This is a genomic window from Saccharibacillus sacchari DSM 19268 (assembly GCF_000585395.1).
Taxonomy (GTDB): Bacteria; Bacillota; Bacilli; order Paenibacillales; family Paenibacillaceae; genus Saccharibacillus; species Saccharibacillus sacchari.
Map to the genome: position 1 here is coordinate 4,617,168 of NZ_KK073875.1, position 24,358 is coordinate 4,641,525.

Annotated in this window: 21 protein-coding genes; 3 read left to right on the forward strand and 18 right to left on the reverse strand. The window is 54.6% G+C overall.

The annotated features are described in order from the left end of the window. Positions 1-11: 11 nt before the first annotated feature. Both SACSAC_RS19985 and SACSAC_RS19990 read right to left on the reverse strand, forming a co-directional pair. Positions 12-875 (reverse strand): DegV family protein, encoded by an 864-nt coding sequence (locus tag SACSAC_RS19985; protein WP_037289593.1) that lies wholly within the window; start codon positions 873-875, stop codon positions 12-14. Positions 876-1,130: 255 nt separating this feature from the next. Continuing rightward, positions 1,131-2,909, reverse strand: a complete 1,779-nt coding sequence (locus tag SACSAC_RS19990) for a DAK2 domain-containing protein (protein WP_037289595.1) — start codon at positions 2,907-2,909, stop codon at positions 1,131-1,133. 419 nt (positions 2,910-3,328) lie between these two features. On the opposite strand from SACSAC_RS19990, the gene rpmB reads away from it, so the two are divergent. Next, positions 3,329-3,517, forward strand: a complete 189-nt coding sequence (gene rpmB, locus SACSAC_RS27785; protein WP_084778233.1) for a 50S ribosomal protein L28 — start codon at positions 3,329-3,331, stop codon at positions 3,515-3,517. Between the two features lie 203 nt (positions 3,518-3,720). Here the strand turns inward: rpmB and SACSAC_RS19995 are convergent, their stop codons facing one another. From SACSAC_RS19995 to SACSAC_RS20065, 15 genes are all read right to left on the reverse strand, one after another. Continuing rightward, positions 3,721-3,975: a hypothetical protein gene (locus SACSAC_RS19995; protein WP_037289597.1), complete on the reverse strand. Its 255-nt coding sequence runs from the start codon at positions 3,973-3,975 to the stop codon at positions 3,721-3,723. After that, positions 3,972-4,637 carry a ribulose-phosphate 3-epimerase gene (gene rpe / locus SACSAC_RS20000; protein ID WP_037289599.1) on the reverse strand — a complete coding sequence of 222 codons (666 nt, stop codon included), beginning with the start codon at positions 4,635-4,637 and terminating at the stop codon, positions 3,972-3,974. The genes SACSAC_RS19995 and rpe overlap by 4 nt, the downstream gene beginning before the upstream one ends. Positions 4,638-4,639: 2 nt before the next feature. Further along, positions 4,640-5,548, reverse strand: coding sequence for a ribosome small subunit-dependent GTPase A (rsgA, locus tag SACSAC_RS20005; protein WP_037289601.1), 909 nt, complete (start codon positions 5,546-5,548; stop codon positions 4,640-4,642). 82 nt (positions 5,549-5,630) lie between these two features. Continuing rightward, positions 5,631-7,913 carry a Stk1 family PASTA domain-containing Ser/Thr kinase gene (gene pknB, locus SACSAC_RS20010; protein ID WP_037289603.1) on the reverse strand — a complete coding sequence of 761 codons (2,283 nt, stop codon included), beginning with the start codon at positions 7,911-7,913 and terminating at the stop codon, positions 5,631-5,633. Next, entirely contained in the window at positions 7,910-8,689 is a 780-nt protein-coding gene (locus SACSAC_RS20015; RefSeq protein ID WP_037289605.1) for a Stp1/IreP family PP2C-type Ser/Thr phosphatase, read from the reverse strand. Before SACSAC_RS20015 ends, pknB begins: the two co-directional genes overlap by 4 nt. A gap of 6 nt (positions 8,690-8,695) precedes the next feature. Continuing rightward, positions 8,696-9,754, reverse strand: a complete 1,059-nt coding sequence (gene rlmN / locus SACSAC_RS20020) for a dual-specificity RNA methyltransferase RlmN (RefSeq protein WP_037289607.1) — start codon at positions 9,752-9,754, stop codon at positions 8,696-8,698. Positions 9,755-9,952: 198 nt separating this feature from the next. Beyond that, positions 9,953-11,434, reverse strand: a complete 1,482-nt coding sequence (rsmB, locus tag SACSAC_RS20025; RefSeq protein ID WP_425414838.1) for a 16S rRNA (cytosine(967)-C(5))-methyltransferase RsmB — start codon at positions 11,432-11,434, stop codon at positions 9,953-9,955. Between the two features lie 482 nt (positions 11,435-11,916). Next, a complete protein-coding gene (gene fmt, locus SACSAC_RS20030; protein ID WP_281175783.1) occupies positions 11,917-12,858 on the reverse strand; it encodes a methionyl-tRNA formyltransferase in 942 nt (313 codons plus the stop codon). Between the two features lie 5 nt (positions 12,859-12,863). Next, the gene (gene def, locus SACSAC_RS20035; protein WP_037289610.1) at positions 12,864-13,346 is read right to left on the reverse strand and encodes a peptide deformylase; all 483 of its coding nucleotides are present in this window, start codon (positions 13,344-13,346) and stop codon (positions 12,864-12,866) included. A 102-nt stretch (positions 13,347-13,448) separates the two neighbouring features. Beyond that, on the reverse strand, positions 13,449-16,022 hold the full coding sequence (gene priA / locus SACSAC_RS20040) for a primosomal protein N' (RefSeq protein ID WP_037289612.1): 2,574 nt from the start codon (positions 16,020-16,022) through the stop codon (positions 13,449-13,451). Continuing rightward, complete coding sequence (gene coaBC / locus SACSAC_RS20045; RefSeq protein WP_037289614.1) at positions 16,019-17,455, reverse strand: bifunctional phosphopantothenoylcysteine decarboxylase/phosphopantothenate--cysteine ligase CoaBC; 1,437 nt, start codon at positions 17,453-17,455, stop codon at positions 16,019-16,021. Before coaBC ends, priA begins: the two co-directional genes overlap by 4 nt. Before the next feature lie 117 nt (positions 17,456-17,572). Beyond that, positions 17,573-17,812, reverse strand: a complete 240-nt coding sequence (gene rpoZ / locus SACSAC_RS20050; protein ID WP_037289616.1) for a DNA-directed RNA polymerase subunit omega — start codon at positions 17,810-17,812, stop codon at positions 17,573-17,575. 95 nt (positions 17,813-17,907) lie between these two features. Then, positions 17,908-18,480 (reverse strand): guanylate kinase, encoded by a 573-nt coding sequence (gene gmk, locus SACSAC_RS20055; protein ID WP_037289618.1) that lies wholly within the window; start codon positions 18,478-18,480, stop codon positions 17,908-17,910. 11 nt (positions 18,481-18,491) lie between these two features. Then, the gene (gene remA / locus SACSAC_RS20060) at positions 18,492-18,752 is read right to left on the reverse strand and encodes an extracellular matrix/biofilm regulator RemA (protein WP_005548256.1); all 261 of its coding nucleotides are present in this window, start codon (positions 18,750-18,752) and stop codon (positions 18,492-18,494) included. A gap of 61 nt (positions 18,753-18,813) precedes the next feature. Continuing rightward, positions 18,814-19,701 carry a YicC/YloC family endoribonuclease gene (locus SACSAC_RS20065; RefSeq protein WP_037289623.1) on the reverse strand — a complete coding sequence of 296 codons (888 nt, stop codon included), beginning with the start codon at positions 19,699-19,701 and terminating at the stop codon, positions 18,814-18,816. Positions 19,702-19,915: 214 nt separating this feature from the next. Here SACSAC_RS20065 and SACSAC_RS20070 point away from each other — a divergent pair, with 214 nt between their 5' ends. Then, positions 19,916-20,881, forward strand: coding sequence for a ring-cleaving dioxygenase (locus tag SACSAC_RS20070; protein ID WP_037289625.1), 966 nt, complete (start codon positions 19,916-19,918; stop codon positions 20,879-20,881). Positions 20,882-21,375: 494 nt separating this feature from the next. Here SACSAC_RS20070 and dapF read toward each other — a convergent pair whose 3' ends face one another. Then, on the reverse strand, positions 21,376-22,212 hold the full coding sequence (gene dapF, locus SACSAC_RS20075; protein WP_037293374.1) for a diaminopimelate epimerase: 837 nt from the start codon (positions 22,210-22,212) through the stop codon (positions 21,376-21,378). Positions 22,213-22,489: 277 nt separating this feature from the next. Here dapF and SACSAC_RS20080 point away from each other — a divergent pair, with 277 nt between their 5' ends. Beyond that, on the forward strand, positions 22,490-24,244 hold the full coding sequence (locus SACSAC_RS20080; protein ID WP_037289627.1) for an Rqc2 family fibronectin-binding protein: 1,755 nt from the start codon (positions 22,490-22,492) through the stop codon (positions 24,242-24,244). Positions 24,245-24,358: the final 114 nt, after the last annotated feature.

Sequence of the window (24,358 nt, forward strand, 5' to 3'; positions counted from 1 at the left end):
TGCGCTCTCCCTTATTTAACGGAAGGCCAGATATAGATCGCGTTGCAGCCCGGTCCGACATGCGTACCGACCACGGAACCGATATGCGAGTAGACGACATTGCCGACCTCGAAATGCTGACGCAGCAGTTCAAGGATTTCGTCGGCGGATTCAGGTTTTACCGTATGGCCGATGGCCACGTCGACTTTACCCGCGCTGCCGAGCTCTTGTTTAAACAGTTCCACGACCCGAGCCAAAGCTTTCTTGCGTCCTCTGGCCTTCTCTACCGCGTAAATGACGCCTTCCTTGTCGATGGACAGGATCGGCTTGATGTTCAGCAAAGTGCCCAGCACGGCTGCCGCACGGCCGATACGACCGCCTTTTTGCAAATACTCCAGCGTGTCGACGAGGAAGTACAAGCTTCTCGCCGATTGAAGATGTTCCACTTCGGCTTGAATATCCTGCGGCGAAGCCCCGTTCTGCGCCATCTCTGCCGCACGAACCACCATCAAGCCAAACCCGTAAGAAGCGGATCGCGAATCGATCAGGGTAATATCCGCGTCCTCGTTTTCCAGCATCGACTTTCCGAGCGTCGCCGACTGGAACGTCCCGCTCATTCCCGTCGAGATATGAATCGAAACGATCGGCGCTCCCGGATGCTGCTCCAGCACGCGCTGGTAAGCCTCGGTGAATTCAATCGGCGAAGGCTGCGATGTCGTCGGCAATTTGTCGGCGGCAACAAGGCGCTGATAGAATTCCGGGGCTTTGATATCAACGCCGTCCAGCAGCGCCGTATCGCCGAACATGACTTTGAGCGGTACAACGACAATGCCGAGGCGTTCGATCAGTTCTTCGGGAATATCGGATGTGCTGTCGGTTACGATAATCGGATTCATGAGGGTCACCGTCCTTTAAGTTAGGGGCAGCGGCCTAAGGCTGGCCGGAATTCTTTTTTGAAAGTCCTGTTCGATTGCATGGAGAAGCCAAAAGGACTGCGGGTACATTTCGTCCCAGGCGACTTCGATGAATCGAAAAGACTTTCAAAGCAATTCCGGCCTTTTACGGCCGATTAGGGTGTAGCGGGAAGAATTAAAAGCTAGGTATGTGCTGGAAAGCAGGCCAGCCCATGACGCTTTCATCGTTTTATTCGGTTAAGCTTCGACCGAGAACATGTAATCGTAGACCGGTTGGCCGCCGGTGTGGAATTCGACTTCGGCGTCCGGGTACTGTTCGGTCAGCCATTCGGCCAGCTCGGCGGTTTCGGATTCGGAAGCATCCTGGCCGGTGAGCAGGGTGATGACTTCGTCGCCGCTTTCGACCATGGCCGCCAGCAGGTTTTTGCTGGTTGTCAGGCGGTCTTCGGCCGTGGCGACGATCTTGGAGTTGAAGATGCCGATATAATGGCCGGCCGTGATCTCCAGGTCGTCGAACGTCGTATCGCGCACGGCGTGCGTGATCTGGCCCGTTTTCACGTGTTTGATCGCTTCGTTCATCTGCTCGGCATTGGCTTCCGGAGATTCTTCTTCCTGGAAAGCCAACGCCGCGGCGATGCCCTGCGGGATGCTCTTGCACGGAACGACGGTAATCTGACGTTCGCCTTCGAGCAGATCGCGGGCCTGCTGGGCAGCAAGAACGATGTTCGAGTTGTTCGGCAGCAGGAAGATGTGTTGGGCGGACAACTGGCCGATCGCGTTTACGAAGTCTTCGGTGCTCGGGTTCATCGTTTGTCCCCCGGACAATACGATATCGACGCCGAGGCTTTTGAAGATCTCTTCGATGCCCGCTCCGCTGGCGACCGCGATAAAGCCGTAAGGCGCCACTTCGTCGGCAGGCAAAGCCGAGAGTTCTTCGGGAGCCGGAGTCGGTGCCGGAATATCGGCGAACAATTCCGGCGGAGCTGCGCCGTCCATGCCCGCGTGGAGCAAGTCGCGATGCTGCTCGCGCATGTTCAGGATATGAATTTGCGTGATTTCCCCGTAACGCAGCGCAAGCGTCATCACTTCGCCGGGCGTTTTGGAGTGAACGTGGACTTTAACAATGTCATCGTCCGCAATGATGATGATGGAATCTCCGTTGACGGACAGCGCTTTCCGGAAAGCTTCTTCGTCGAAGAAATCCCGTGGGCCGTCGCCCAGTCCGCGGTTGATGAAAAATTCCATGTCGTACAGGAATTCGATATTTTCGGTTTCCAGTTGAGCCTGGGCGGACGCTTGGATATGCGAAGCTTGGGCTGCGGCGGCAGCTGCCGGAACCGCAGGCTTGGCATTCGTCGAAGCGCTCGTTGCAGACGGACGGGCCGATTCTGCCGATGCTCCATTTTCCAGATAATCCAGGAAGCCTTCGTAAATATAAACAAGGCCTTGACCGCCCGAGTCCACAACGCCGACCTGCTTCAACACGGGAAGCTGTTCCGGTGTACGGTCAAGCGCATATTGAGCCTTAGCAAGCACTTCGCGCATTAGTTCCACAACATCCGTCGTGCGGCGCGCATAGGCAGCCGCGTGCTTGGCTGCTTCTTTGGCAACAGTCAGAATCGTGCCTTCGACCGGCTTTACGACAGCTTTGTAGGCGGTTTCTACGCCAATTTGAAGCGCCGCCGCGAATTGAATCGCATTCAGTTCCTGATGCGAAGCCGCATAACGGCCAAATCCCCGGAACAACTGCGACAAAATCACGCCGGAATTGCCGCGTGCTCCCATCAATAGTCCTTTGGACAAAATGGTTGCCGACTGGCCGATCGACGCCGAGCTTCGCTCGCGAAGTTCGGTTACCCCCGCCGTCATCGTCAAATTCATGTTCGTGCCCGTGTCGCCGTCCGGCACCGGGAATACGTTCAACGCATTCACATGCTCCGCCTGACGCGAAAGTTTCTCCGCACCGGCCAATACCATGCCCGTAAAATCAGTTCCGTTAATCGAACGCCTGCTCAATGAAAATTCCCCTTCCTCAAACCTACTGGATACGCAAACGCCGAAATTCGGAAACGTCCGCTTTCTATTCAATGTCTAAACCCGTACATGCACTCGCTCATGCTCGCTTGCCCATGCTTATCATGCGCGCATCGGAAACCAGGTTTCCGTCCCCCGCGGTAATGTACAGGCTCTTATAACCGATATTACCCACCCTTTGCCGGATCCATACAGGTAACTACGTTTATACTCCCACACATCATGAGCCTTTTGCAAAATCCGGGCAATGTTTCAAAGCAGATTTTGCAAAAGGCCCCACCTAATATTGTACTATAAGCTTACGTAGAAATAAATAAAGTTTTTAGAACCGTTGACGGAGCTTTTTTTGTTGTGTTATGATGTTTGAAGTGTTGTTTGATCTAAGCAAGGAGGTGTCATTCATGGCTCGCAGATGTTTTGTATCGGGTAAAAAACCAAGCACCGGCAACAACGTTTCCCACGCTAACAACCGCAACCGTCGTACTTGGGGAGTTAACGTCCAAAAGGTTCGCATCCTCGTAAACGGCAAACCGAAACGCGTATACGTTAGCACCCGTGCTCTTAAATCGGGTAAAGTAACTCGCGTTTAATCCAGATATAGACGAGAAAGCACCTTCTTTGGAAGGTGTTTTTTAGTTTATGTCTTTCATGCGTCCATATTGTCGCATGAATGCTTCGAACCACAATTCATGGCATGCAAACAAGCCGCAGCGGTTCTCCGATCGAGAACCCTGCGGCTTATTTGTCCGATCCGGCAGGATATCGCGTTCCTGCCCATCCATGAACTTTTTCCTTAAATCAGGCCCATCCGATAACGAATCGACGCAATCAATACCGTGAAGAACAAGAAGTACACGACTACAAAAACGATAAACATAATCTTCGGTCCCCGCTCTTCGAGCTTTCGGAAATACCAGACTACCAAACCCGCGGCAAGCAGACCCACCAATGCGTTAAAAGGCACCGGCAGAAAAGCGAAAACCGCGATCAGCAGCCCGACGACCGAAGTAATAAGCGCAAGCATCAGCGTGGATTTAAAATTGTTCATACGCCTTGCTCCGCACTCTCGCGAATCGTTCGGATAGCCCCCGCACGATCTTCGGCTCCGTATACGGCGCTTCCTGCAACAAGGACGTCCGCGCCTGCCGCAACGACTTTCGCCGCCGTGTCTGCCGCAATGCCCCCGTCTACTTCGATATGCAATCCGGTCAACCCGAGCGAATTCGCCAGTTTCCGGGTCTCCCGAATCTTCTCTACCGTACGTTCGATGAACGCCTGCCCCCCGAAGCCCGGGTTAACGGTCATGATCAACACCAGATCCAGATCTTCCAATACTTCGCGGATCGCCGACACCGGCGTACCAGGATTGAGCGCTACGCCGGCTTTGACGCCTTGCTCTTTGATCAAATGCACGACGCGATGCAAGTGGACGCACGCTTCAGCGTGCACCGTAATGATCGAAGCTCCTGCTTTGGCGAATTCCGGTATGTAATTTTCCGGATTTTCGATCATCAAATGAACATCAAGCGGCAGTTTGGTATGCGGCGCGATCGAACGCATAATCGGCGCGCCGAATGAAATGTTCGGAACGAAATGCCCGTCCATAACGTCGACATGCAGCCAATCCGCACCGCCGTTTTCCACTTCCGCAACGTCGACTCCAAGCTTTGAAAAATCCGCGGATAATATCGAAGGAGCAATCAACACCATATTCAGTACCTCCGTTTTTTATCTTTCATTTCCTGGTAAAAAGCAGCGTAATGCTTGTAACGACTTTCGGCGACTTCGCCTGCTGCCAGCGCTTCGCGCACCTTGCAGCCCGGTTCGTGCAGATGCGTGCAGCCGCGGAATTTGCAGCCTTCCGACAGCTCGGCGAATTCCCGGAAACAGCTTCCGAGTTCCTCGACGCCCAGCTCCAGAAAATCAAGTTGGCTGAATCCCGGCGTATCCGCGATATAACCTCCGTTTCCGAGCTCCACCAATTCGACGTGCCTTGTGGTATGTCGACCTCGTCCCAACCGCAAACTGATTTCGCTGGTGAGCAGGTCGAGCTTTGGAAACATCGCGTTCAGCAGCGAAGACTTGCCGACGCCCGATTGACCGGAAAAGACGCTGATTTCGCCTTGCAGACGCTCGCGCAGCTGATCCGCTCCCACGCCTTGCGGAGAACTGGTTTCCAGCACTTCGTAGCCGATCGACGTGTACAACACCTTCGCGTTTTCGACAGCTTCTCGCGCAGCCGTATCGTCTTCATCGATCAAATCCATTTTGGTCAGACAAATCAGCGCGTCCAGGCCCTCGTGTTCGATATGCACCAAAAATTTGTCAAGGAGATTGAGACTCAGATCCGGTTCCTTAACCGAAAATACCAGCACGGCCAGATTGACGTTGGCAACCTGCGGACGAATCAGTTCCGTCGAACGCGGATGGATCTCGGTTACCGTTCCTTCCCCGTTTTCGGTCAGTACATAAGTCACGCGATCCCCGACTAACGGAGATTTCCCTTTGATTCGAAATACGCCTCTGGCCCGACATTGAACCGAAGCCTCTCCGGGCAATGCTTCGTCGTCCTTCACGTAATAATAACCGCTTAATGCCTTCACAATTAAACCTTCTGGCATGCTTCACCTTCCTTTGCCTTAAAGCGGAAGCGGGCCGGACTTTCGTCCGGCCTCGCCTGTCCGCTTGATTATTTATTCATCGTTATCTGCCGTTTCCATTGCCGTTTGCGTTCCCATTGCCGTTTCCTCGGCCGGAACCCGAAGCGTTCGCGGCCTCTCCGGCGGCAACCGCCTTGCCGGGAGGAACGAATGCCGACGGATCGGCTTCTTCTCCTTCGGCCTGTCCGTCGCCTTCCTGATCGTCGGCGGGCGGCGTTTCGACCTGCAAACCGTCTCCGGCTTCCGTTCCGTCACCGTTACCCGCGTCGCCTTCAGCGGCTCCCTGATCGCCGCCGTTATCGGCAGGAGGGTCCGCAGGAGCCTGCTCCTCCGGCGGAGGCGTTTCTTCCGGCTGCTCCTCCTCGGGGAACTGCGGTTGAACGAACGAACCGTTCTGAACGTCCGAATAATTGACGGTATACGAAGTAACGAATTGTCCGTCGCGATATACCGACACCGCTCCGTTCCGGTTAGGCGCCAGCACAAGGGATACCGGGAAAATACGGTTGGCCGAAATGGTGTCTGTTCCCCACTCGATTCGGTCTCCGCGCGCATCGCTGTATTCCAGACGGATCTTGGTTGCGACGCCATCCTGGGAAGGCTCTACGGGAACTTGCAAAATAAAGCTCGCCGCATCGGCCGGAATGCCGGAGCTGACAACGAATTTCACGACTTCGCCCGGTTTCAGTTCCGTTCCGGCTTCCGGACTTTGGCTCATGACGTTCCCCTTTTCGACGGTGAAACTTGCCTCTTCCGTCGACGACGGCGCCAATGCTTGACCGTTGATCAGATCGAGCGCTTGTTGACGCGTCTTGCCCACGATATCCGGTACCGACTTCTCTTCCACGCCCATGCTGACAGTCAACGTCACCGTGGCTTGATCCGGATCAAAGTCTTCGCCTTGTTCCGGAGATTGCTTGATGACCGTCTCCGGGGCAGCATCGTTGAAGGTTTCTTCGCGCACGATCCGGTCTTCCGTCACGCCGAGCGCCACCAAATCCCGTCGCGCTTCGTCGTAATCCGACTCGGTAAGCTTCGGCATGGCCGTTAACGGCTTTTCCGAACCTACCGTCAACAGCAACGAAGCGCCTTCCTTAACGGTATACCCTTCCAGCTTGCTCTGCCGGAATACGATTCCGGCTTCCGTGGAAGGGTCATACTCGTACTTCACGCCTTCGACTTCCAAATTGCGTGCAGCCAGCGTGCTCCGGGCTTCTTCCTCCGTCATTCCGATTACGTTCGGAACGGTGGTTTCCGGCACGACGAACTGAGCGCGAACATACAGCACCACGATCAGCACGATTGCCAGAAACAAAAGCGTTGCGCCGATAATAATCGCCGGCTTTTTCCAATTCTTTTTGCCTGCCGGCTTCTTCTTGTCCGTCTTGTCTCCTCGGTGCATCTCCGAAACGGGAGGCTCGTACGAAGAAGAACGGATAGCGGGTACGACGAGCGTACGATCCGCATCGTCCACATCATCGAACCGCACCTTTTGCTCTTCGCGGCGCGAAGGCAGCAGGCAGGTATCGAGATCGCTTTGCATCTCGGCTGCGGAAGCATAACGCTCGGACGGGTTTTTTCGCATCGCCCGGACGATAATGTTCTCCACGCTTTGCGGAATGGTCGGATTGAGCTTGCGAGGCTCTTCGTATTCGTCCTGCAAATGCTTCAAGGCTACGCTGATCGGGCTTTCGCCCTCGTAAGGAAGAGAACTCGTAAGCATCTGATACAGCACGATACCGAGCGAGTACAGGTCCGACTTTTCGCCCGCGGTCACGCCTTTGGCATGTTCGGGGGAGAAATAGTGAACCGAACCGACAACGGAGCCGGTCTGCGTGATCGTCGTCGATGTCACCGCGCGGGCGATCCCGAAGTCCGTCACTTTAATCCGTCCGTTGCGGCCGATCAAAATATTATGGGGCTTGATATCCCGGTGGATAATCTGGTTCGTATGGGCATGATCGAGCGCATCGCAAATTTGCGAAGCAATGCGAACCGCTTCTTCAACCGGCAGCGGCGCGCGTTCTTTGATCAGCTCGTCCAGATCGCGTCCCTCGATATACTCCATCACAATATACTGAACTTCGCCGTCCTGACCCACATCATAAATGCTGACGATGTTGGGATGGGACAGCGATGCGGCCGACTGCGCTTCCCGCCGGAACCGGCGGATAAACTCTTCGTCGTGCATGAACTGCTGGCGCAGCACCTTGACCGCAACGAAGCGGTTCAGCAGCAGGTCGAGCGCCTTATACACAAGCGCCATTCCCCCGCCGCCTACGCGCTCTACGATCTCGTAGCGGCCGCTGAACACCTGACCGATCATTGTACCCACTCCTTCGTCGCCGCATCCTGCCCGACGCGTCCGTTTTCAAACAGAGCCACGGTAATGTTATCGTCGCCCCCGGAATTCAACGCCATGCGAACCAGCTTATGCGCGCGATCGTCAAGTGCGGCCCCAGGCTTCAGTACCGTGCGCAGCATCTCGGCTTCCGCTACAAAGTTGCTCAATCCGTCGCTGCACAGCACAAGGCCTTCGCCCGGCTTGAGCACGATTTTTCTGAGATCGACTTTGACTTCCGCATCCGTGCCCAGCGCGCGCGTCAACACATTGCGTCTCGGATGCGCGCCTGCTTCTTTTTCGCTGATCTGTCCGCTTTTGAGCAGCTCGTTGACCAACGTATGATCGTCGGTCAAGCGCTCGATGCCGGAAGAGGTGACTTTATAGGCGCGGCTATCCCCGATATGGGCAATGATCCCTTGTTCGCCGCTAAGCAGCACGGCCACGACGGTCGTGCCCATATTGTGATACCGAATATCCGATTCGCCTTGGCGATAGACCACCTCGTTAGCATGCAGAATCGCATCGCTGAGCGCTGCTTCGCAAGCTTCCGGGGAAAGTCCCGGTTCCAGGCCGCTCAGGTCCGCGACCATGGTCTCGACGGTCAAACGGCTCGCCGTATCCCCGGCCAAATGGCCGCCCATTCCGTCCGCCACGATGCCCAGCGTATAGCCGCCGGGCTTGATCCGTCCCACCCAGGACAAATCTTCGTTGACGTTCCGTACGTTTCCGATATGCGTTGCATGAACGGTATGAATCACCCTAACTCACCTCGCAGCCTTTTCCTGTCCTTTTTCCATATGCTTCGCGCGCAATTGACCGCACGCCGCAGCAATATCGTGGCCTTGCTCGCGCCGGATCGTCGCATTGATGCCGTTTTCGATCAGAATCCGTTGGAAGTTGAAAATGTCGCTGCGCGACGTGCGGACGTATTTGCGTTCCGGTACATGGTTGACCGGGATCAGGTTGACGTGCGCCATGCGTGTTTTCAGCACGTCCGCGAGTTCCTGCGCATGCTCGGCTTGGTCGTTCACTCCGCCGATCAGGGCGTATTCGAACGTGAGGCGACGGCCTGTTTTTTCGAAATAGTAGTCGAGCGAAGCCATTACGTCGTCAAACGGGAAGCGGCGGTTAACCGGCATCAGCTTGGAACGCAGCTTGTCGTTCGGCGCATGGATCGAAATCGCCAGGTTGATCTGCGTGTCTTCGTCCGCGAATTTGTAGATGTTCGGAACGATGCCGCTTGTGGACACTGTAATATGGCGCTGACCGATGTTCAGGCCTTTTTCATGGATCATGATGCGAAGGAAGGTCATCGTCGCTTCATAGTTCTCGAACGGTTCGCCGGAACCCATGATGACGATGCTGCTGACGCGCTCTCCTTTTTCGTCGAGCATCTTTTGCGCTTCGACGACCTGGGCCACGATCTCGCCCGCGGTCAGGTTGCGCTTCAGTCCGCCCAGCGTGGACGCACAGAAGGTGCAGCCGATGCGGCAGCCGACTTGAGTCGTCACGCAGACGCTGTTGCCGTAGTTGTGGTTCATGATAACCGTCTCGATCGCGTGCTCGTCGTGCAGGCCGAACAAGAACTTCACCGTGCCGTCTTTGGACTGGAACTTCGTGATCTCGTTGAGCGTGACGAAAGCGAAATGGTCATCCATCTTTTGGCGCAGCGTTTTCGACAGGTTGGTCATTTCCTCGAAGCTGGATACGCGCTTGACGTACAGCCAGTCGAAAATTTGGTCGGCGCGGAATGCGGCTTCGCCGCTGGCTTTGACCCACTCGCGCAGCTCGTCGAGATTATAGTCGTATATGAAAGGTTTCATGTTGTTAAATATCCCCTGTTCGTTGATTTTATTGACTGTGTTGACTTTATCGGTTTCCATCTTATCTATAGTAGCACAAAAGCCGTTCATGCTAAAGAGGAACCCCTGCCGAAGCGGATAGGCTGCGGCTGCGGTTCCTCTTTTTGGTTCAAAAGCAACTTGTCATATTATCGGCATTTCCGAAAAAAACCTTAGCCTTTAACCTCTGCGGCGCAGCCGCGCAATATAGAATCCGTCCGATCCGAATTGATTCGGGAGGATCTGAACGCCGGCTCCGCCTGCCTGCGGCAAAGATTCCAACGCGGGTATTTCAAAAGGTTCGGCAACGAATTCCGCGTGATCGCGCAGGAACTCCGCAACCGCCCGTTGGTTCTCCTCGCGCTCGATCGTACAGGTACTGTATACCAGAATACCGCCTGGTTTAACGAGTCCGGCTACGGCACTCAGCATTTGACGTTGAAGACGGGCGATCGAAGCCGTATCGTCCGGCGTCTTGGCCCAACGTAGATCCGGCTTACGGCGAATGACGCCGAAGCCGGAACACGGTGCGTCGAGCAGTACGCGGTCAAACGAAGCCGGTTCGAATTGGTCTTTGAGCGCCATCGCGTCGCCGACGCTGGACTCGATGCACGACAATCCCAAACGCTCGGCCTGTTCCATGATCAAGCCCTGTTTATGCTCATGCAAATCGTTGGCGACGATGCGTCCTTGATTGCCCATTTTTTCCGCGATATGCGCCGTTTTGCCGCCTGGAGCCGCGCAGCAATCCAGCACGTTCATGCCCGGTTCGGCTGCCAACGCTTCGGCGACCAGCATCGAACTCTCGTCCTGAATACTGAAACGTCCGTCGCGGTACAAATGGTCGTTCGCCATGTTGCCGCCGCTTTCCACGATGATACCGGAAGGCGAAAGTTCGGATGCGCGCACGGTGCGACCTTCATTTTCCAGCTCGCGCATCAGCTCGTCGCGGTTGGCTCTCAACGTGTTGACGCGAATGCTGACCTTCGGCGGCTGATTGTTCGCTACGCATACCTCTTCCGCCGTCTCTTCGCCGTATTGGGTCATCCAACGCTCAACCAGCCATTGCGGATGCGAGTGTTGCAACGCAATCCGTTCTGCCGTCGGCAGGTCATCCGGAATCACTAGCGCATCTCCTTCACGCAGCACGCTGCGCAATACGCCGTTGATCATGGACGCAATACCTTGATGTCCGCGCTTCTTGGCAATCTCTACCGCTTCGTTCACAGCCGCGTGGGCCGGAATACGATCCAGGTAACGGATTTGATACAGCGACATGCGAGCCAGACTGCGCACCCATGGATTCAGACGCTTGACTTCGCTTTTGATAAAAAGGTTCAAGAAGTAATCAAGCGTGGCCTGGCGTGCAATCGTACCGTATACCAGCTCAGTGACAAGGCCGGCATCCGCCGGACTCAACTCGGCTTGCTGAAGCGAACGGTTCAACAGCAGATTGCTGTACGCCGCCTTTTCGTCGACGCTGGTCAGTACGTTCAACGCCACTTCGCGCGCCGTTAATTCGACTTTGCGTCTGCGCGGTTGTTCGACGCCTTTTGCAGCAGAAGCCGATTGCCGAGGACGTCCTGCGCCAGATCCGACCCGCTGCCCTTTGCTTGCCGGTGCAGTCGGCTGCGTTCCGCTTTTGGCAGCTTTGGCCGCAATGCGTTCGGATGCGCTTGTTGGTTTGGCACGGTTCGCTGTCGAAGCGCTCGGCGAAGTTCCGGACACCTTTTGGCTGGTGGATGGCCGCTGTTGAGATACGCTTGCTGCGGGCTTTGCCGATGCCGACGTTCCCGGCTTGGCAGCAGGCTTCGAATTCGGCTTGGTGCGTACGCTCGATTGTGCGGCAGAATCAGACTTCGGTTTTACGCCCGCCTTTGCCGGACTGCCTGTTTTCGCTTTCGCGCCGCCGGACTTGGCTTCGATCCGTTTAGCGGCACCGGAGGCGTTGCTCCGGCTAAACGAGCTTTTGCGATCCGTGCCGTTTTTTCGATCATCCGTCTTTTTTCCGGTTGTCGATTTTTTATCGTCTGAAGTCTTTTTGCGCTCTGGCAACTTGTTGGGATCGAATCCTCCTGCGGGTTTTGATCCACCGCCGAACATGCGAATACCCGATCCTTCCGAACCTTTTCCGTTATTTTCACTCATCCCAGCACCGTCCCTGCTTGCATCGCTGTACCCCGGACAAACTCGGACACAGGCATTGCTTTTTTACCGGCCGGTTGAACTTTCGTCAGCCGTACCGCGCCGTCGCCGCAAGCCACGACGATTGCGTTATTGCTCACGTCAAGCACCGTTCCCGGTGCCGCTCCGGCTTCGGGTCCGTTTTCTTCAGGACTTTCAACTTCCCAAATCTTGAACACTTCACCGTTCCATAGCGTATACCCGCCCGAAAACGGCGACAGCCCGCGTACCTGATTGAAAATTTCTCGGGGCGAACGCGTCCAATCGATCATTTCGTCCTGACGCGTCAGGTTAGGCGCATACGTAGCCAACGACTCGTCCTGCGGCTGCGCTTCAACCCGGCCTGCCAAAAGACGCGGAAGCTCGCGTTTAAGCAGCGCAGCTCCGGCTGCGCCCATTTTTTCGAACAATGTGCCCGAAGTATCTTCATCCGTAATTTCGACTTCCTCGACCGCGATCATGTCGCCTGTATCCAGTCCCTCGGCCATATACATCAACGTGATGCCTGTCTTGCTCTCGCCGTTGATAATCGAACGCTGAATCGGCGCTCCTCCGCGGTAAGCGGGCAGCAGCGACCCATGCACGTTCACGCAGCCCAGCTCCGGCACCTCCAGCAAAGACTTCGGCAAAATTTGGCCGTATGCCGCCGTGACGATCAGGTCGGGATGGAACGAAGCCAATTCCTCGACCGCTTCCTTATTGCGCATCCGTTCCGGTTGAAGCACGGGCAGATGATGCTTCAATGCCGCTTCTTTTACCGGAGAAGGCGTCAAGACTTTCTTGCGTCCTTGAGGACGGTCGGGTTGAGTCACAACGGCCACAATATTGCATTCCGATTCCAACAAGGCTTCCAGGCACGATACCGCAAATTGCGGGGTCCCCATAAATACGATTCTTTTCAATTCGCTCACTCCTTCGCCCCGCTTTCCCGGACAGGTTCATAGACTTTTTCGGCCACGTCGGTAAACAAGATTCCGTCCAAATGGTCGATCTCATGCTGGAATGCACGCGCTAGCAGCTCGCTGCCGGTCACCGTGAATTCTTCGCCGTCGCGGTTCAAGCCTTTTACCGTTACCGTCATGGCACGGCGAACGTCCCCGTTCAACCCGGGAATGCTCAGACATCCTTCGATCCCGAATTGTTCGCCGCTTTTTTCGACGATCTCCGGATTGATCATCGCGATCAAGCCGTTTTCGTCGCCGACGTCGATCACGATAATCCGCTTCAAAATGCCGACCTGCGGAGCAGCAAGGCCCACGCCGTCGGCGTCGTACATCGTTTCCGCCATGTCCGCCATCAGCTTTTGTACGTTAGGCGTGATTTTCGTGACTTCTTTGGCTCTTTTATGCAAAACCTCATCCGGTTCTTTTACGATCATGCGAATTCCCATTGCCGAACACCTTCCTCAAAAAAGTAATCAATTTTATCTGTGCATTCCGTTCATAACTTACCTGCCCGGTCCATGTCCATAAAAAAGACGCGGAGGACCGCGTCACATCATGACCTGAGGGTCCACGTCGATGCTGATGAGCAGATCCTGCTCCTTCGCCGTGTCTTCCAGTTCATCCGCGATTTCCCGCGCCAGCAGGGCAGCGTCCATTTCTCCACGCCATTTTATCATACATTGAAATCGGTATCTATTCTTGATCCGGGGAATCGGCGACGCGATCGGGCCCAGCAAATCAAGCACGTTCGGTGCCAATTTATCCATTCGGGCCAGCCAACCGCGCGCACGCGCCTTCTCCTTGACCATAGCCGCATAATTTTCGGCCATGCGCACGACAACCGGAAGCTGCTCGTGCGAGAACGTGACCAGAATCAAGCGGCAGTACGGCGGATATCCCAACTTGCGCCGATGTCCCAATTCTTCGCGCACGAACGAATGATAATCATGCTTCGAAGCGTGCTGAATCGAATAATGATCGGGGTTATACGACTGGATAAACACTTCGCCCGGCAGATGATGTCGTCCCGCGCGCCCCGCGACTTGCGTGAGCAATTGGAATGTTTTCTCTCCCGCCCGGAAATCCGGCAGATTAAGCGCGGAATCGGCCGCGATGACTCCGACCAACGTTACGTCCGGGAAGTCCAGACCTTTGGCGACCATCTGCGTGCCGAGCAGCACGTCCGCTTTTTTGTCGCGGAACCGCTGAAGCAGCTTTTCGTGCGATCCTTTTTCGCTCGTCGTGTCCACGTCCATCCGCACGACGCGAATACCGGGGAACAGCTTCGCCAATTCTTCTTCGACGCGCTGCGTCCCTGTGCCGAAATAACGGATATGCTCGCTGCCGCATTCCGGACACGTCTCCGGAACGGGTTCCGCATGGCCGCAGTAATGACAGCGCAGATTATTGGAACGTTGATGGAAGGTCAGCGAGATATCGCAGTTCGGGCATTCGGCCACGTAGCCGCAGGTCCGGCACATGACAAAGGTCGAGTACCCGCGGCGGTTGAGCAGCAGCACCGTTTGCTCTTTTCGCTCCAGTCGCTGCTCGATCGCTTTATGGAGATCGCGGCTGAACATCGAGCGGTTGCCTTCTTTTAACTCCTCACGCATATCCACGATTTGAACGCCGGGCAGCTCGCTTCCGAGCGCACGCAGCGAAATCTCGGCCAGCACGGGCGAGAAATGCGGATCGCTTTGCGAACGGGCCGCATGGTACGATTCCAGCGACGGCGTAGCGGAACCGAGAATAACGACCGCGTTATGCTGCTCGGCCCGTTTGACTGCCACGTTGCGCGCATGGTATTTCGGGCTTTCTTCCTGCTTGTACGAAGATTCGTGCTCTTCGTCCATCACGATTAGACCGATGTCTTTGAACGGAGCAAAAATCGCGGAACGTGCACCGATTGCAACCTGGACTCGGCCTTCGCGAATTTTGCGCCATTCATCGTAACGTTCGCCGCCCGACAGACGGCTGTGCATGACCGCGACCTTGGAGCCGAAGCGGCTTTTGAACCGTTCGACCATCTGCGGTGTCAACGAAATCTCGGGAACCAGTACGATGGCCTGCCGACCTTGAGCAATACAGAGTTGGATCGACTGAAGGTACACTTCCGTCTTGCCGCTTCCCGTGATGCCGTGTAACAGGAAAACACCTTCGCGCCGCGCGTTCAATCGGGCAATAACGGCATCATACACCTGCTGCTGCTCGCCGGTCAGCTTGGGCGGTTCGCTCGGCTTGAAGTTGCGGCCTGCGTAAGGATCGCGGAATACTTCCACGTCCTCCATTTTGACCAACCCTTTTTCCTCCAGTGATTTCACCGTACTTGCGGTTACGCCAAGCGTGCTCAGAATCTCTTTCATCGCCATCGGCACGCCAAGCTGCATCAGGAACTCAAACACTTCTTTTTGTTTTTTCGCACGCGCCGGGAAATGCTCCAATTCTTGCTCAGCCTGCTGCGCATCCACGTTCAAGGCTACGGTTTTGACTGTTTTCCGTCCCATCCGGTCGCGAATTTCCTGACTTTCGAACAGAAGCCCGCCGCGAATCAAAGCTTGTACCGTTTTTTCGCGGCCGGGGAAGTTCTGGCGAAGCTGTTCGGCTTTCACCTGACCGCGACTGCGTACGTATTCCAGAATTTCGTTCGCCGAAGGCACATCCGCGTTGGACGGACTTCCGAACAAAGACAACTCATCGTTGTCTTCCGGGATATCGGCCAATAATCGACCGATTTCTTCCGTCTCCTCGACATCGGCGTCCGGCTGCGCGGCATGAATAAAGCGTTCCGCTTTGCCTTTTAACGCCGAAGGAATCATCGCTTGCAGCGCCATCGTCTTGTGACAGGCATATTTATCAGCAATCCAACCGCCAAGCTCGACCAAATCTTCCGGCAGCGGAGGAACCAGATCCAACAGCTCGCGAATATTTTTGATCCGTCCGTGCTTATACTCGCTTTCGTCCGTCAATCCGACGACAAACCCTTGCACCGTCCGGCCGCCGAAAGGCACTCCGACCCGGCTGCCGACCGCAATCCATTCCTGCATTTCAGGCGGAATTCGGTAGTCGAACGGCCGGCTTACCGCCCGCACCGGCACGTCCACGATGACCCGCGCGAAATTCATCGCACCGCTCCCTTTTCCAAACGACGCGAAGCTTCAAGCAGAATTTCGCGAGCCGTATCGTACTTGGATTGTTTCGGCAGATCGGCGATGCGTCCTTCCGGGCCGAACAGTCGCACGATATTGGTATCCGATCCGAAGCCGGCGCCGGTCTGCGTAACGTCGTTGGCCACGAGCAGATCGCAGTTTTTGCGTTGCAGCTTTTCGGCCGCGTACGTGTCCAGGTCATGCGTCTCGGCCGCAAAACCGATCAGGAATTGATGTTCCTTTTGCGAGCCGAGCGTTTGCAGTACATCTACCGTCTTGACCAGTTCAAGCGCCATCGTATCGCCGACTTTTTTGATCTTGCGCGGGGAGCTGGATTTCGGCCGATAATCGGCAACCGCGGCGGACATAATGAGTATATCCGTCTTCCCCCATTCGTTCAGGCAAGCTTCGTACATGTCTTCCGCCGATTCGATGCGAAGCGTCGGGATGCCTGCCGGCAATTGCACCTGCACCTTGCCCGCAATCAGCTTCACGTCGGCGCCCAGATCTTGCGCGGCTTGAGCCAAAGCGATTCCCATTTTGCCGGACGAATCGTTCGTAATATAGCGGACCGGATCGATGCGTTCGATCGTGCCGCCTGCGGTCACCACGATTTTTTTGCCTGATAACGGTCCTTGCACGGAGTACGCGGCGGTCCCCGCAGAAGTCAAGTCGCCGGCAAGTCCGTGTTCCGAAGCTCCTCCGGCCGTCGCGAATAACGTTTCGCCGCTCGGGTTCACATTTTCATCCGCGCTTGTCGCAGATACGAACGGTTCCGGTCCCGGATCGTAAATATCGTTCTCCGATCCAGTTGCGCGTTCGGACAACGGAAAGCTTGCAAGACGCGAATTTTCGCCGACTTCGCGTTCTGCAAAGAAACGGCGCAATACTTCCACGATCGTCTCCGGTTCTTCCAGACGTCCTTTGCCGACATAACCGCAAGCCAGCATGCCGTCTCCCGGTTCGATCATCAGGGCGCCGCGGTCAACCAGCGTCTGCATATTGTGAACGACAGCAGGATGAGTATACATGTGAACGTTCATTGCAGGCGCAATCATCAGCGGAGCTGTCACGGCAAGCAATGTTGTAGAGAGCATGTCATCAGCCAGGCCGTTTGCTAGTTTCCCCATGATGTTTGCCGTAGCCGGGGCAATCAGCACCAGATCAGCCCAATCGGCCAAGTCAATATGATTCACGACTTTCGGATTATGCTCGTCAAAAGTATCGGTATGCACCGGATTGCGCGTCAGCACTTGAAGCGTCAATGCCGGAATGAACTGCCGAGCAGCATCCGTCATAATGACTTGTACCTGCGCTCCCGCTTTGATCAGCTGACTGCAAAGTGTCGCGGCTTTATAAGCTGCAATCCCTCCGGTCACACCGAGCAAAATCTTTTTCCCGTTTAACATGCGCTTTTCCCCTCCTGAAAAAAAATAACAACCGTGAGGTTGTTAGAGATGGAGCCTTACGGCTTATTTTGCATGATCTGCCCTGCCTGTGCCGTCAGGCCGTGCGTAACAGAACCCTTACAGGTTCCGTTTGCCTTTTTGTTCTTCGACCACTTCGTTCTCGTCGCGAGCTTCAACCTTAATATAATCGCCGTAGATTTCTTCGAGCGCTACGCCGACCTGTTTGTGTGCTCTAGGGCGTTGAAGTTCCGATTCCGAACCTTCGCGAAGCTGTCTCGCGCGTCTGCTGGCTGCTACAACCAAAGAATATTTACTGTCTACTTTGGTCATGATTTTGTCGATGGAAGGATACAGCATGTTTATCGTCCTCTCTGTATGTCCCTTGCGTAAACTGCGTAAGCGTCATAGGCAAGGGAAAAGCCCGGTTCTCCGGCAATCTGTTTGTTGAAAACTTACTTGGCGATACGACAATGTTCGGCCACGATGATCGATTCGATCCGCATGCAAGCCTTATCGACTTCATCGTTAACGACAGCATAATCGTAATGACGCATCAAGGCAATCTCTTCCTCGGCTACCGACATGCGGTTGTGAATCACCGATTCCGTCTCTGTGCCGCGTCCAACGATTCGATCCTTCAATTCTTTGAGCGAAGGCGGCGTCAGGAAAATGAATACGCCGTCCGGGAAGGTCTCCTTCACCTTGAGCGCACCTTGCACTTCAATCTCCAGAATGATGTCGTTGCCCGCTTCGATCGTTTGCTCGACGAAGTCGCGCGGCGTGCCGTAGAAATTCTCGACATACTGCGCATACTCCAACAATTGATCATTCGCAATCATATCACGAAACTCTTCCTGACTTTTGAAAAAATAATTGACGCCATGCTGCTCTCCTTCACGAGGCGAACGAGTCGTCGCGGATACCGAATAGACAAGCCCCGGCAATCTTTTGCGCAGCGCGCTGCATACGGTTCCTTTTCCGACTCCTGACGGTCCGGACAATACAATCAATAACCCTTTAGACATAGTTCTCCCCATTATTCGTCGTTATCGTCGTCTTTGGTGGACAGTCGGTGAGCGACAGTCTCCGGCTGTACCGCGGACAAAATGACGTGATCGCTGTCGGTGATGATTACGGCGCGCGTTCTGCGGCCGTAAGTGGCATCGATCAGCATATGCCTATCTCGCGCCTCCTGAATAATCCGCTTAATCGGTGCGGATTCCGGGCTTACGATGGAAATGATTCGGTTGGCCGATACAATGTTCCCGAAGCCGATATTGATAAGCTTGATTGCCATGTCTAGGTTTTCCCCCTATTAGTTGGTACTCTTTCTGTAAGTCGGGCCAGGCGCCCGGCCGTTATTCGAGATTGGCGGCCTGTTCTCGCATCTTCTCAAGCTCGGCCTTCATCTCGACGACATGGCTTCCGAGCGCCAAATGATTCGCCTTCGAGCCAATCGTATTGACCTCTCTATTCATTTCCTGAATCAAAAAGTCCAGCTTGCGCCCTTTTGCTTCGCTATTGCCCAGCAGCTCCGAGCATTGGTCGAAGTGACTTCGCAGTCTCGCCAATTCTTCATCGATGCTGCAACGATCCGCGAAAAGCGCGACTTCCATGCCTAAGCGGAACTCGTCCACCACGAAGCTCCCGTCTTGCAATTCGGACAATCTCTGCCTCAGCTTCGTCCGATAATCATCGACGACGGTCGGAGCCAAACGAGTCAACTCTGCATGCGCTGCTGTCAGGTTGCTCAATCTGAGACGGCAATCGGCTGTCAAATGATTGCCCTCAGAGCTTCGCATCGAAACAAGTTCAGACAAAGCATGCCCCAGACCTTCCTGAAGCACAACCTCCCAGTCCATCTCCTCTTGTCCCGCAACCGGAGCTTCTGTAGGAAGCATAACGTCCGGAAGCGCGAGCAATTCGGCGGCGCTGAGCTGACTATCCATGCCGTAAATCTGTTCCAGCTCGCGCGCCGCCCGAATATAGGAATCGGCCGCCGCACGGTTCAGCATCATCATGCTTCCCGATGATTCGCTCTCTCTGGTGATGTACACGTCAATCCGTCCGCGCCTGACATGCTGCTGTACAAGCCGCCGGAGACCTTCCTCGAAACTGTTCCATTCCCGGGGCATCCGAAGCACGACTTCGCAGTAGCGATGATTGACGGATTTGACTTCAAATTGAATTTTGTATCCGCCCCGATTCATGGCGGATTGACCATAGCCGGTCATACTGAAAGACATCGTCATCACATCCGTTACCCTATTTTAATGGATTATGCACATCGAAACAAGAGGGCTGGCGCGTGTTTGCGAATTCATGTTCCGGGGTTGCTTATCTTTAATCAAAGATATATACTAAAATTAATAAAGTCACTTAATTTATCTCACTATTTATTTCATTTAAATATTCTTTTCCTTACCCCGTTCCTCCCATTTTGCTAAGGAGATGATCGTTATGCAATTACTCGGACAACACCATGTATCGCTCATGACCGGAAAAGCCGAACAAAACTATGACTTCTTCACCCGGATTCTCGGCATGCGCTTGGTCAAAAAATCGGTAAACCAGGATAATACGACTTCCTACCACCTTTTCTACGGCGATGCAGTCGCAAGCCCGGGAACCGAGGTTACTTATTTTGATTACCCCGGAATCGGCCCTTCCTACCCGGGCGTATCCAGCATTTCTTCAACTTCGCTGAGAGTACCGACTACAGCCTCTTTGCACTTTTGGCAAGAACGTCTGGGCTCGCTCGGAATCAAGCACGGTGAGATCGTTCCGCGCGCCGGACGCAACACGTTGGCATTCGAAGATTTCGAAGGCACGCAGTTAATTTTGGCCGCCGACGAAGGCGAAGCCGGCGTCGCGCCCGGCGAGCCTTGGACTGCCGAAGGCATTCCTCTGGAACACGCGATCGTCGGTCTGGGTCCTGTCACGTTGACCGTGGCCGATGCGAAGCCGACCGCTCTTGTACTGACCCAATTGATGGGCTTCCGCAAAGTGGGAACTTATCCCTCTCCGGCAGGGGATTTCGCGGAAATCGAAGTGTTCGCGACCGGCGAAGGCGGCTCCGGCGCCGAAGTTCACCTGGAAGCCCGTCCGGATCTGCCGAAGTTCCGTCTGGGACGCGGCGGCGCGCATCACGTCGCCTTCCGTATTCCGAACGAGGAAGAGTACGATAAATGGATCGACCGGATCACGGCAAGCGGATTGCAAAACTCGGGGCGCGTCGACCGCGATTACTTCCGGGCGTTGTATTTCCGCGAGCCGAACGGCATTCTTTTCGAACTGTCGACAGACACGCCTGGATTCGATATCGACGAACCGATCGAGTCGCTGGGCGAAAAGCTGGGCCTGCCTTCGTTCCTGGAGCACCGCCGGGCCGATATCGAATCCAAACTCCGCCCCCTCAAATGGTGAGGGCGGAAAGCCTTTTTCATTGGAGTACGACTTTACTCCGTCGGGGAAGTCCTATTCGTGGGCAAAGCTGGGACGCTGCGGGGTAAATTCGTTCAAGATGCTGTCTCACCCGGAAAAGTCGATTGAAATTATAGTGGAATTTTTCCGGGTTCAAAGGCATCTTTCACTGAATTTCCCCCTCCGCTCAAAGCTTTGCTGGAATAACACTTCCTTTGACGTCGAGCCGTTTCCATGAGAACGGCTTTTTTATTTAGTTAAAAATAAAAAAAAGCCGCAACTTTGCGGCGGCTTAAGGGGTCGGTAAAGTCCAACGTAGCTGGAAGCGAGAAGGCGGAGAGAGGAATTCAGTGTAGGAGCGTTAGCGTTCGCCTTTGAAATCGGAAAAATTCAATCAAAATTCAATTCTTTTTTCCGATTTCAACACGCGACCGAAACGAATTCCTCTCGCAGCCTTCTCGCTTCCCCCGCCAAAGCAGCTTTCCCGACAGCTTGATTTAAGCGGTCAAGCTGCCGGTGTAGACGAAGGCGGCCGGGCCGGTCATGTAGACGTGGTTGTCGGATTCGTTCCATTCGATGAACAAGTCGCCGCCTTTGAGCGAGACGGTGGCTTCGCGGTCGCTGTGGCCGTTCAGGACGGAAGAGACCAGTGTTGCGCATGCGCCTGTTCCGCACGCCAAGGTAGGGCCTGCGCCGCGTTCCCATACGCGCATGTCGATCTGTTCGCGGCTGTTGACGGTCGCGAACTCAACGTTAACTTTTTTCGGGAATAACGGATGCTTCTCCAGAACGGGTCCCCACTTCGCAAGGTCGAAGTTTACGGCGTCGTCTACGTAGATCACGCAGTGCGGATTGCCCATGGAGACTGCGGTGAACCGGAACGATTCGCCCAGAGCTTCGATCGGTTGGTCGACCACTTGCTCGCCGTCCACGGCAACCGGGATTTTAGCGCCTTCGAGAATCGGAGCGCCCATATCGACGCGTACCGTTTGGGCGACGCCGTTTTCCGCATGAATCGTCAGCGGTTGCACGCCTGCGCCGATCGTCTCGATCGTGAGCGCTTCGCCTTGTGCCATTTTGTGATCGTATACGTATTTAGCCACGCAGCGAATCGCATTGCCGCATTGCTCGGCTTCCGACCCGTCGGAGTTCATGATGCGCATCATGAAGTTCGCTTTTTCGGACGGCAAAATATAAACAAGTCCGTCCGCGCCGACGCCGAAGAACCGATCACAGACCTTCACCGCAAGTTCTGCCGCATTAGCGGGAAGTTCTTTTTCTCCGTATACAATCACAAAGTCGTTGCCGAGTCCGTGCATTTTCGTAAATTCCATCATGTTATTTCCACTCCTTATCGTTTTCGAAGCCGGGATACGGGGCAATTCGCAAGATCCGAAAAGTTGACGAACGTCCCGGTTTCGCTCAATATATAGATCATGCCGCGTCCATTTGCGGAATCCGACCGTATATGGACTTCTCCGCGAAAGCTACATTAATTAAGATACCCGAACCCCCGCGCGATTACTATTGATTTTCTGCGTGAAACTTTGTGTTTTTCCGCGTGCTGGAGTCGCATTCATTTTGGTCATTAGAGAAAGAGGGTCGTTATAGATGGCATTGGACGGAATCGTTACACGAGCAATTGTCACCGAGCTTGGATCGCTTCAAGGAGCTCGCATTAGCAAAATTCATCAACCTTCCGGCAACGATATCATTTTCCAGATTCGTTCGCGCGAAGGCAACAAAAAGCTCCTGCTCTCCGCAAGCCTTACCTACCCGCGGGTGCAGTTTACCGAGCAATCGTATATGAATCCTCCCGAAGCGCCGATGTTCTGCATGCTGATGCGCAAGCACTGCGAGGGCGGCGTAATCGAAAAGATCGAACAGGTCGGAATGGAACGTATTTTGCATTTCTGGATCAGACAGCGGGACGAAGTGGGAGACGTATCGCTCAAAAAACTCGTCATCGAACTGATGGGTCGTCACAGCAACATCATCCTGCTCGACGCTTCGACGGACACGATCCTCGACGGCATCCATCATGTTACGCCGGCGATCAGCAGTTATCGGATCGTAATGCCGGGATTCAAGTATCAAGAGCCTCCGCAGCAGAACAAACTTAATCCTTTAGAAGCGACCGAAGAACAATTTAAGCAAAAATGGAACGAAAACATCGTCGAGCCTCCGGTCAACCGAATCGTGGACGCGTTCACCGGACTCAGCCCGCTTATCGCTCAGGAAGTGCTTCACCGTGCAGGCGGAGCCGACGAGCAAAACGATTCCGCCCCGGAAGGCGCGTCCGTCTGGACTGCGTTCGATGCGCTGATGAGCGATGTCCGTGAGGGACGTTTTGCGCCAAGCAGCGGTCTTAACGCACGCGGGAAGCTCGTTTTCTCCGCAATTCCGTTAACCCTGATCCAAGGCGAAAAGCGTACGTTTGATTCCATCGGCACCTGCATGGAGCATTATTACGGCGACAAAGCCGACCGGGACACCGTCAAGCAAAAAGTCAGCGATTTGCTGAAGTTTCTCCAGAACGAGCGCGGGAAAAACGTCAAAAAGCTCGACCACCTGGACAAAGACCTCGAAGAGGCCCAAGACGCCGAGCAGTACCGGATTCAAGGAGAACTCCTTTTCGCTTCGCTGCACGAACTTGAACGCGGGATGAAAGAGATCGAGCTGGTCAACTTCTACGACGAAGAACAACGCACGATCAAGATCGGGCTCGATCCTCTATTGAACCCGTCAGACAACGCCCAGCGCTATTTTAAAAAGTACAATAAATACAAAAACAGCCTGGCCGTCATCGACGAGCAGATCAAAAAAACGCACGAAGAAATCGCGTATATGGATAGTCTGCTTCAGCAGTTGAACGATGCTTCCCTGCGCGACGTCGACGAAATCCGCGCCGAGCTGGCCGAACAAGGATATGTCCGCAGCCGAGCGCCTCGCGGTGCCAAAAAGAAGAAAAAGAACGATAAACCGACGCTGCATCTGTACACCTCGTCGGAAGGCATCGAGATCTACGTGGGCAAAAACAATCTGCAAAACGAGTTCATCACCAACCGCCTGGCCCATTCCAGCGACACCTGGCTGCACACCAAAGACATCCCGGGCTCGCACGTCGTGATCCGCAGCAGCGAATACGGCGAAGACACGTTGAACGAAGCCGCCCAACTCGCCGCCTACTTCAGCCAAGCCAAGCACTCCAGCAGCGTTCCCGTAGACACCACCCAAATCCGCCATGTCCGGAAACCAAGCGGCTCCAAACCGGGCTTTGTGATCTACGACCATCAAAAAACCCTCTTCGTCACGCCTGATGAAGACTTAATCAAATCCTTGCCGAACAGCGTGAAAAACGGCTAATCACTTTTGATTTTCCCAAAAAATGCAAACATATTCTACAAGATAATCTTCACAACAAAAAGGTCAGCCTCCAGTCGGAGACTGACCTTTCTGCATATCCAACCTGGCGATGCT

Excerpts from the sequence above, each read along its gene's own strand:
- SACSAC_RS19985 (WP_037289593.1), bottom strand. The coding sequence starts at position 875 with ATGAATCCGATTATCGTAACCGACAGCACATCCGATATTCCCGAAGAA.
- rpmB (WP_084778233.1), top strand. The coding sequence starts at position 3,329 with ATGGCTCGCAGATGTTTTGTATCGGGTAAAAAACCAAGCACCGGCAAC.
- SACSAC_RS19995 (WP_037289597.1), bottom strand. The coding sequence starts at position 3,975 with ATGAACAATTTTAAATCCACGCTGATGCTTGCGCTTATTACTTCGGTC.
- rpe (WP_037289599.1), bottom strand. The coding sequence starts at position 4,637 with ATGGTGTTGATTGCTCCTTCGATATTATCCGCGGATTTTTCAAAGCTT.
- rsgA (WP_037289601.1), bottom strand. The coding sequence starts at position 5,548 with ATGCCAGAAGGTTTAATTGTGAAGGCATTAAGCGGTTATTATTACGTG.
- pknB (WP_037289603.1), bottom strand. The coding sequence starts at position 7,913 with ATGATCGGTCAGGTGTTCAGCGGCCGCTACGAGATCGTAGAGCGCGTA.
- rlmN (WP_037289607.1), bottom strand. The coding sequence starts at position 9,754 with ATGAAACCTTTCATATACGACTATAATCTCGACGAGCTGCGCGAGTGG.
- def (WP_037289610.1), bottom strand. The coding sequence starts at position 13,346 with ATGGGAATTCGCATGATCGTAAAAGAACCGGATGAGGTTTTGCATAAA.
- priA (WP_037289612.1), bottom strand. The coding sequence starts at position 16,022 with ATGAATTTCGCGCGGGTCATCGTGGACGTGCCGGTGCGGGCGGTAAGC.
- coaBC (WP_037289614.1), bottom strand. The coding sequence starts at position 17,455 with ATGTTAAACGGGAAAAAGATTTTGCTCGGTGTGACCGGAGGGATTGCA.
- rpoZ (WP_037289616.1), bottom strand. The coding sequence starts at position 17,812 with ATGCTGTATCCTTCCATCGACAAAATCATGACCAAAGTAGACAGTAAA.
- gmk (WP_037289618.1), bottom strand. The coding sequence starts at position 18,480 with ATGTCTAAAGGGTTATTGATTGTATTGTCCGGACCGTCAGGAGTCGGA.
- remA (WP_005548256.1), bottom strand. The coding sequence starts at position 18,752 with ATGGCAATCAAGCTTATCAATATCGGCTTCGGGAACATTGTATCGGCC.
- SACSAC_RS20065 (WP_037289623.1), bottom strand. The coding sequence starts at position 19,701 with ATGTCTTTCAGTATGACCGGCTATGGTCAATCCGCCATGAATCGGGGC.
- SACSAC_RS20070 (WP_037289625.1), top strand. The coding sequence starts at position 19,916 with ATGCAATTACTCGGACAACACCATGTATCGCTCATGACCGGAAAAGCC.
- dapF (WP_037293374.1), bottom strand. The coding sequence starts at position 22,212 with ATGGAATTTACGAAAATGCACGGACTCGGCAACGACTTTGTGATTGTA.
- SACSAC_RS20080 (WP_037289627.1), top strand. The coding sequence starts at position 22,490 with ATGGCATTGGACGGAATCGTTACACGAGCAATTGTCACCGAGCTTGGA.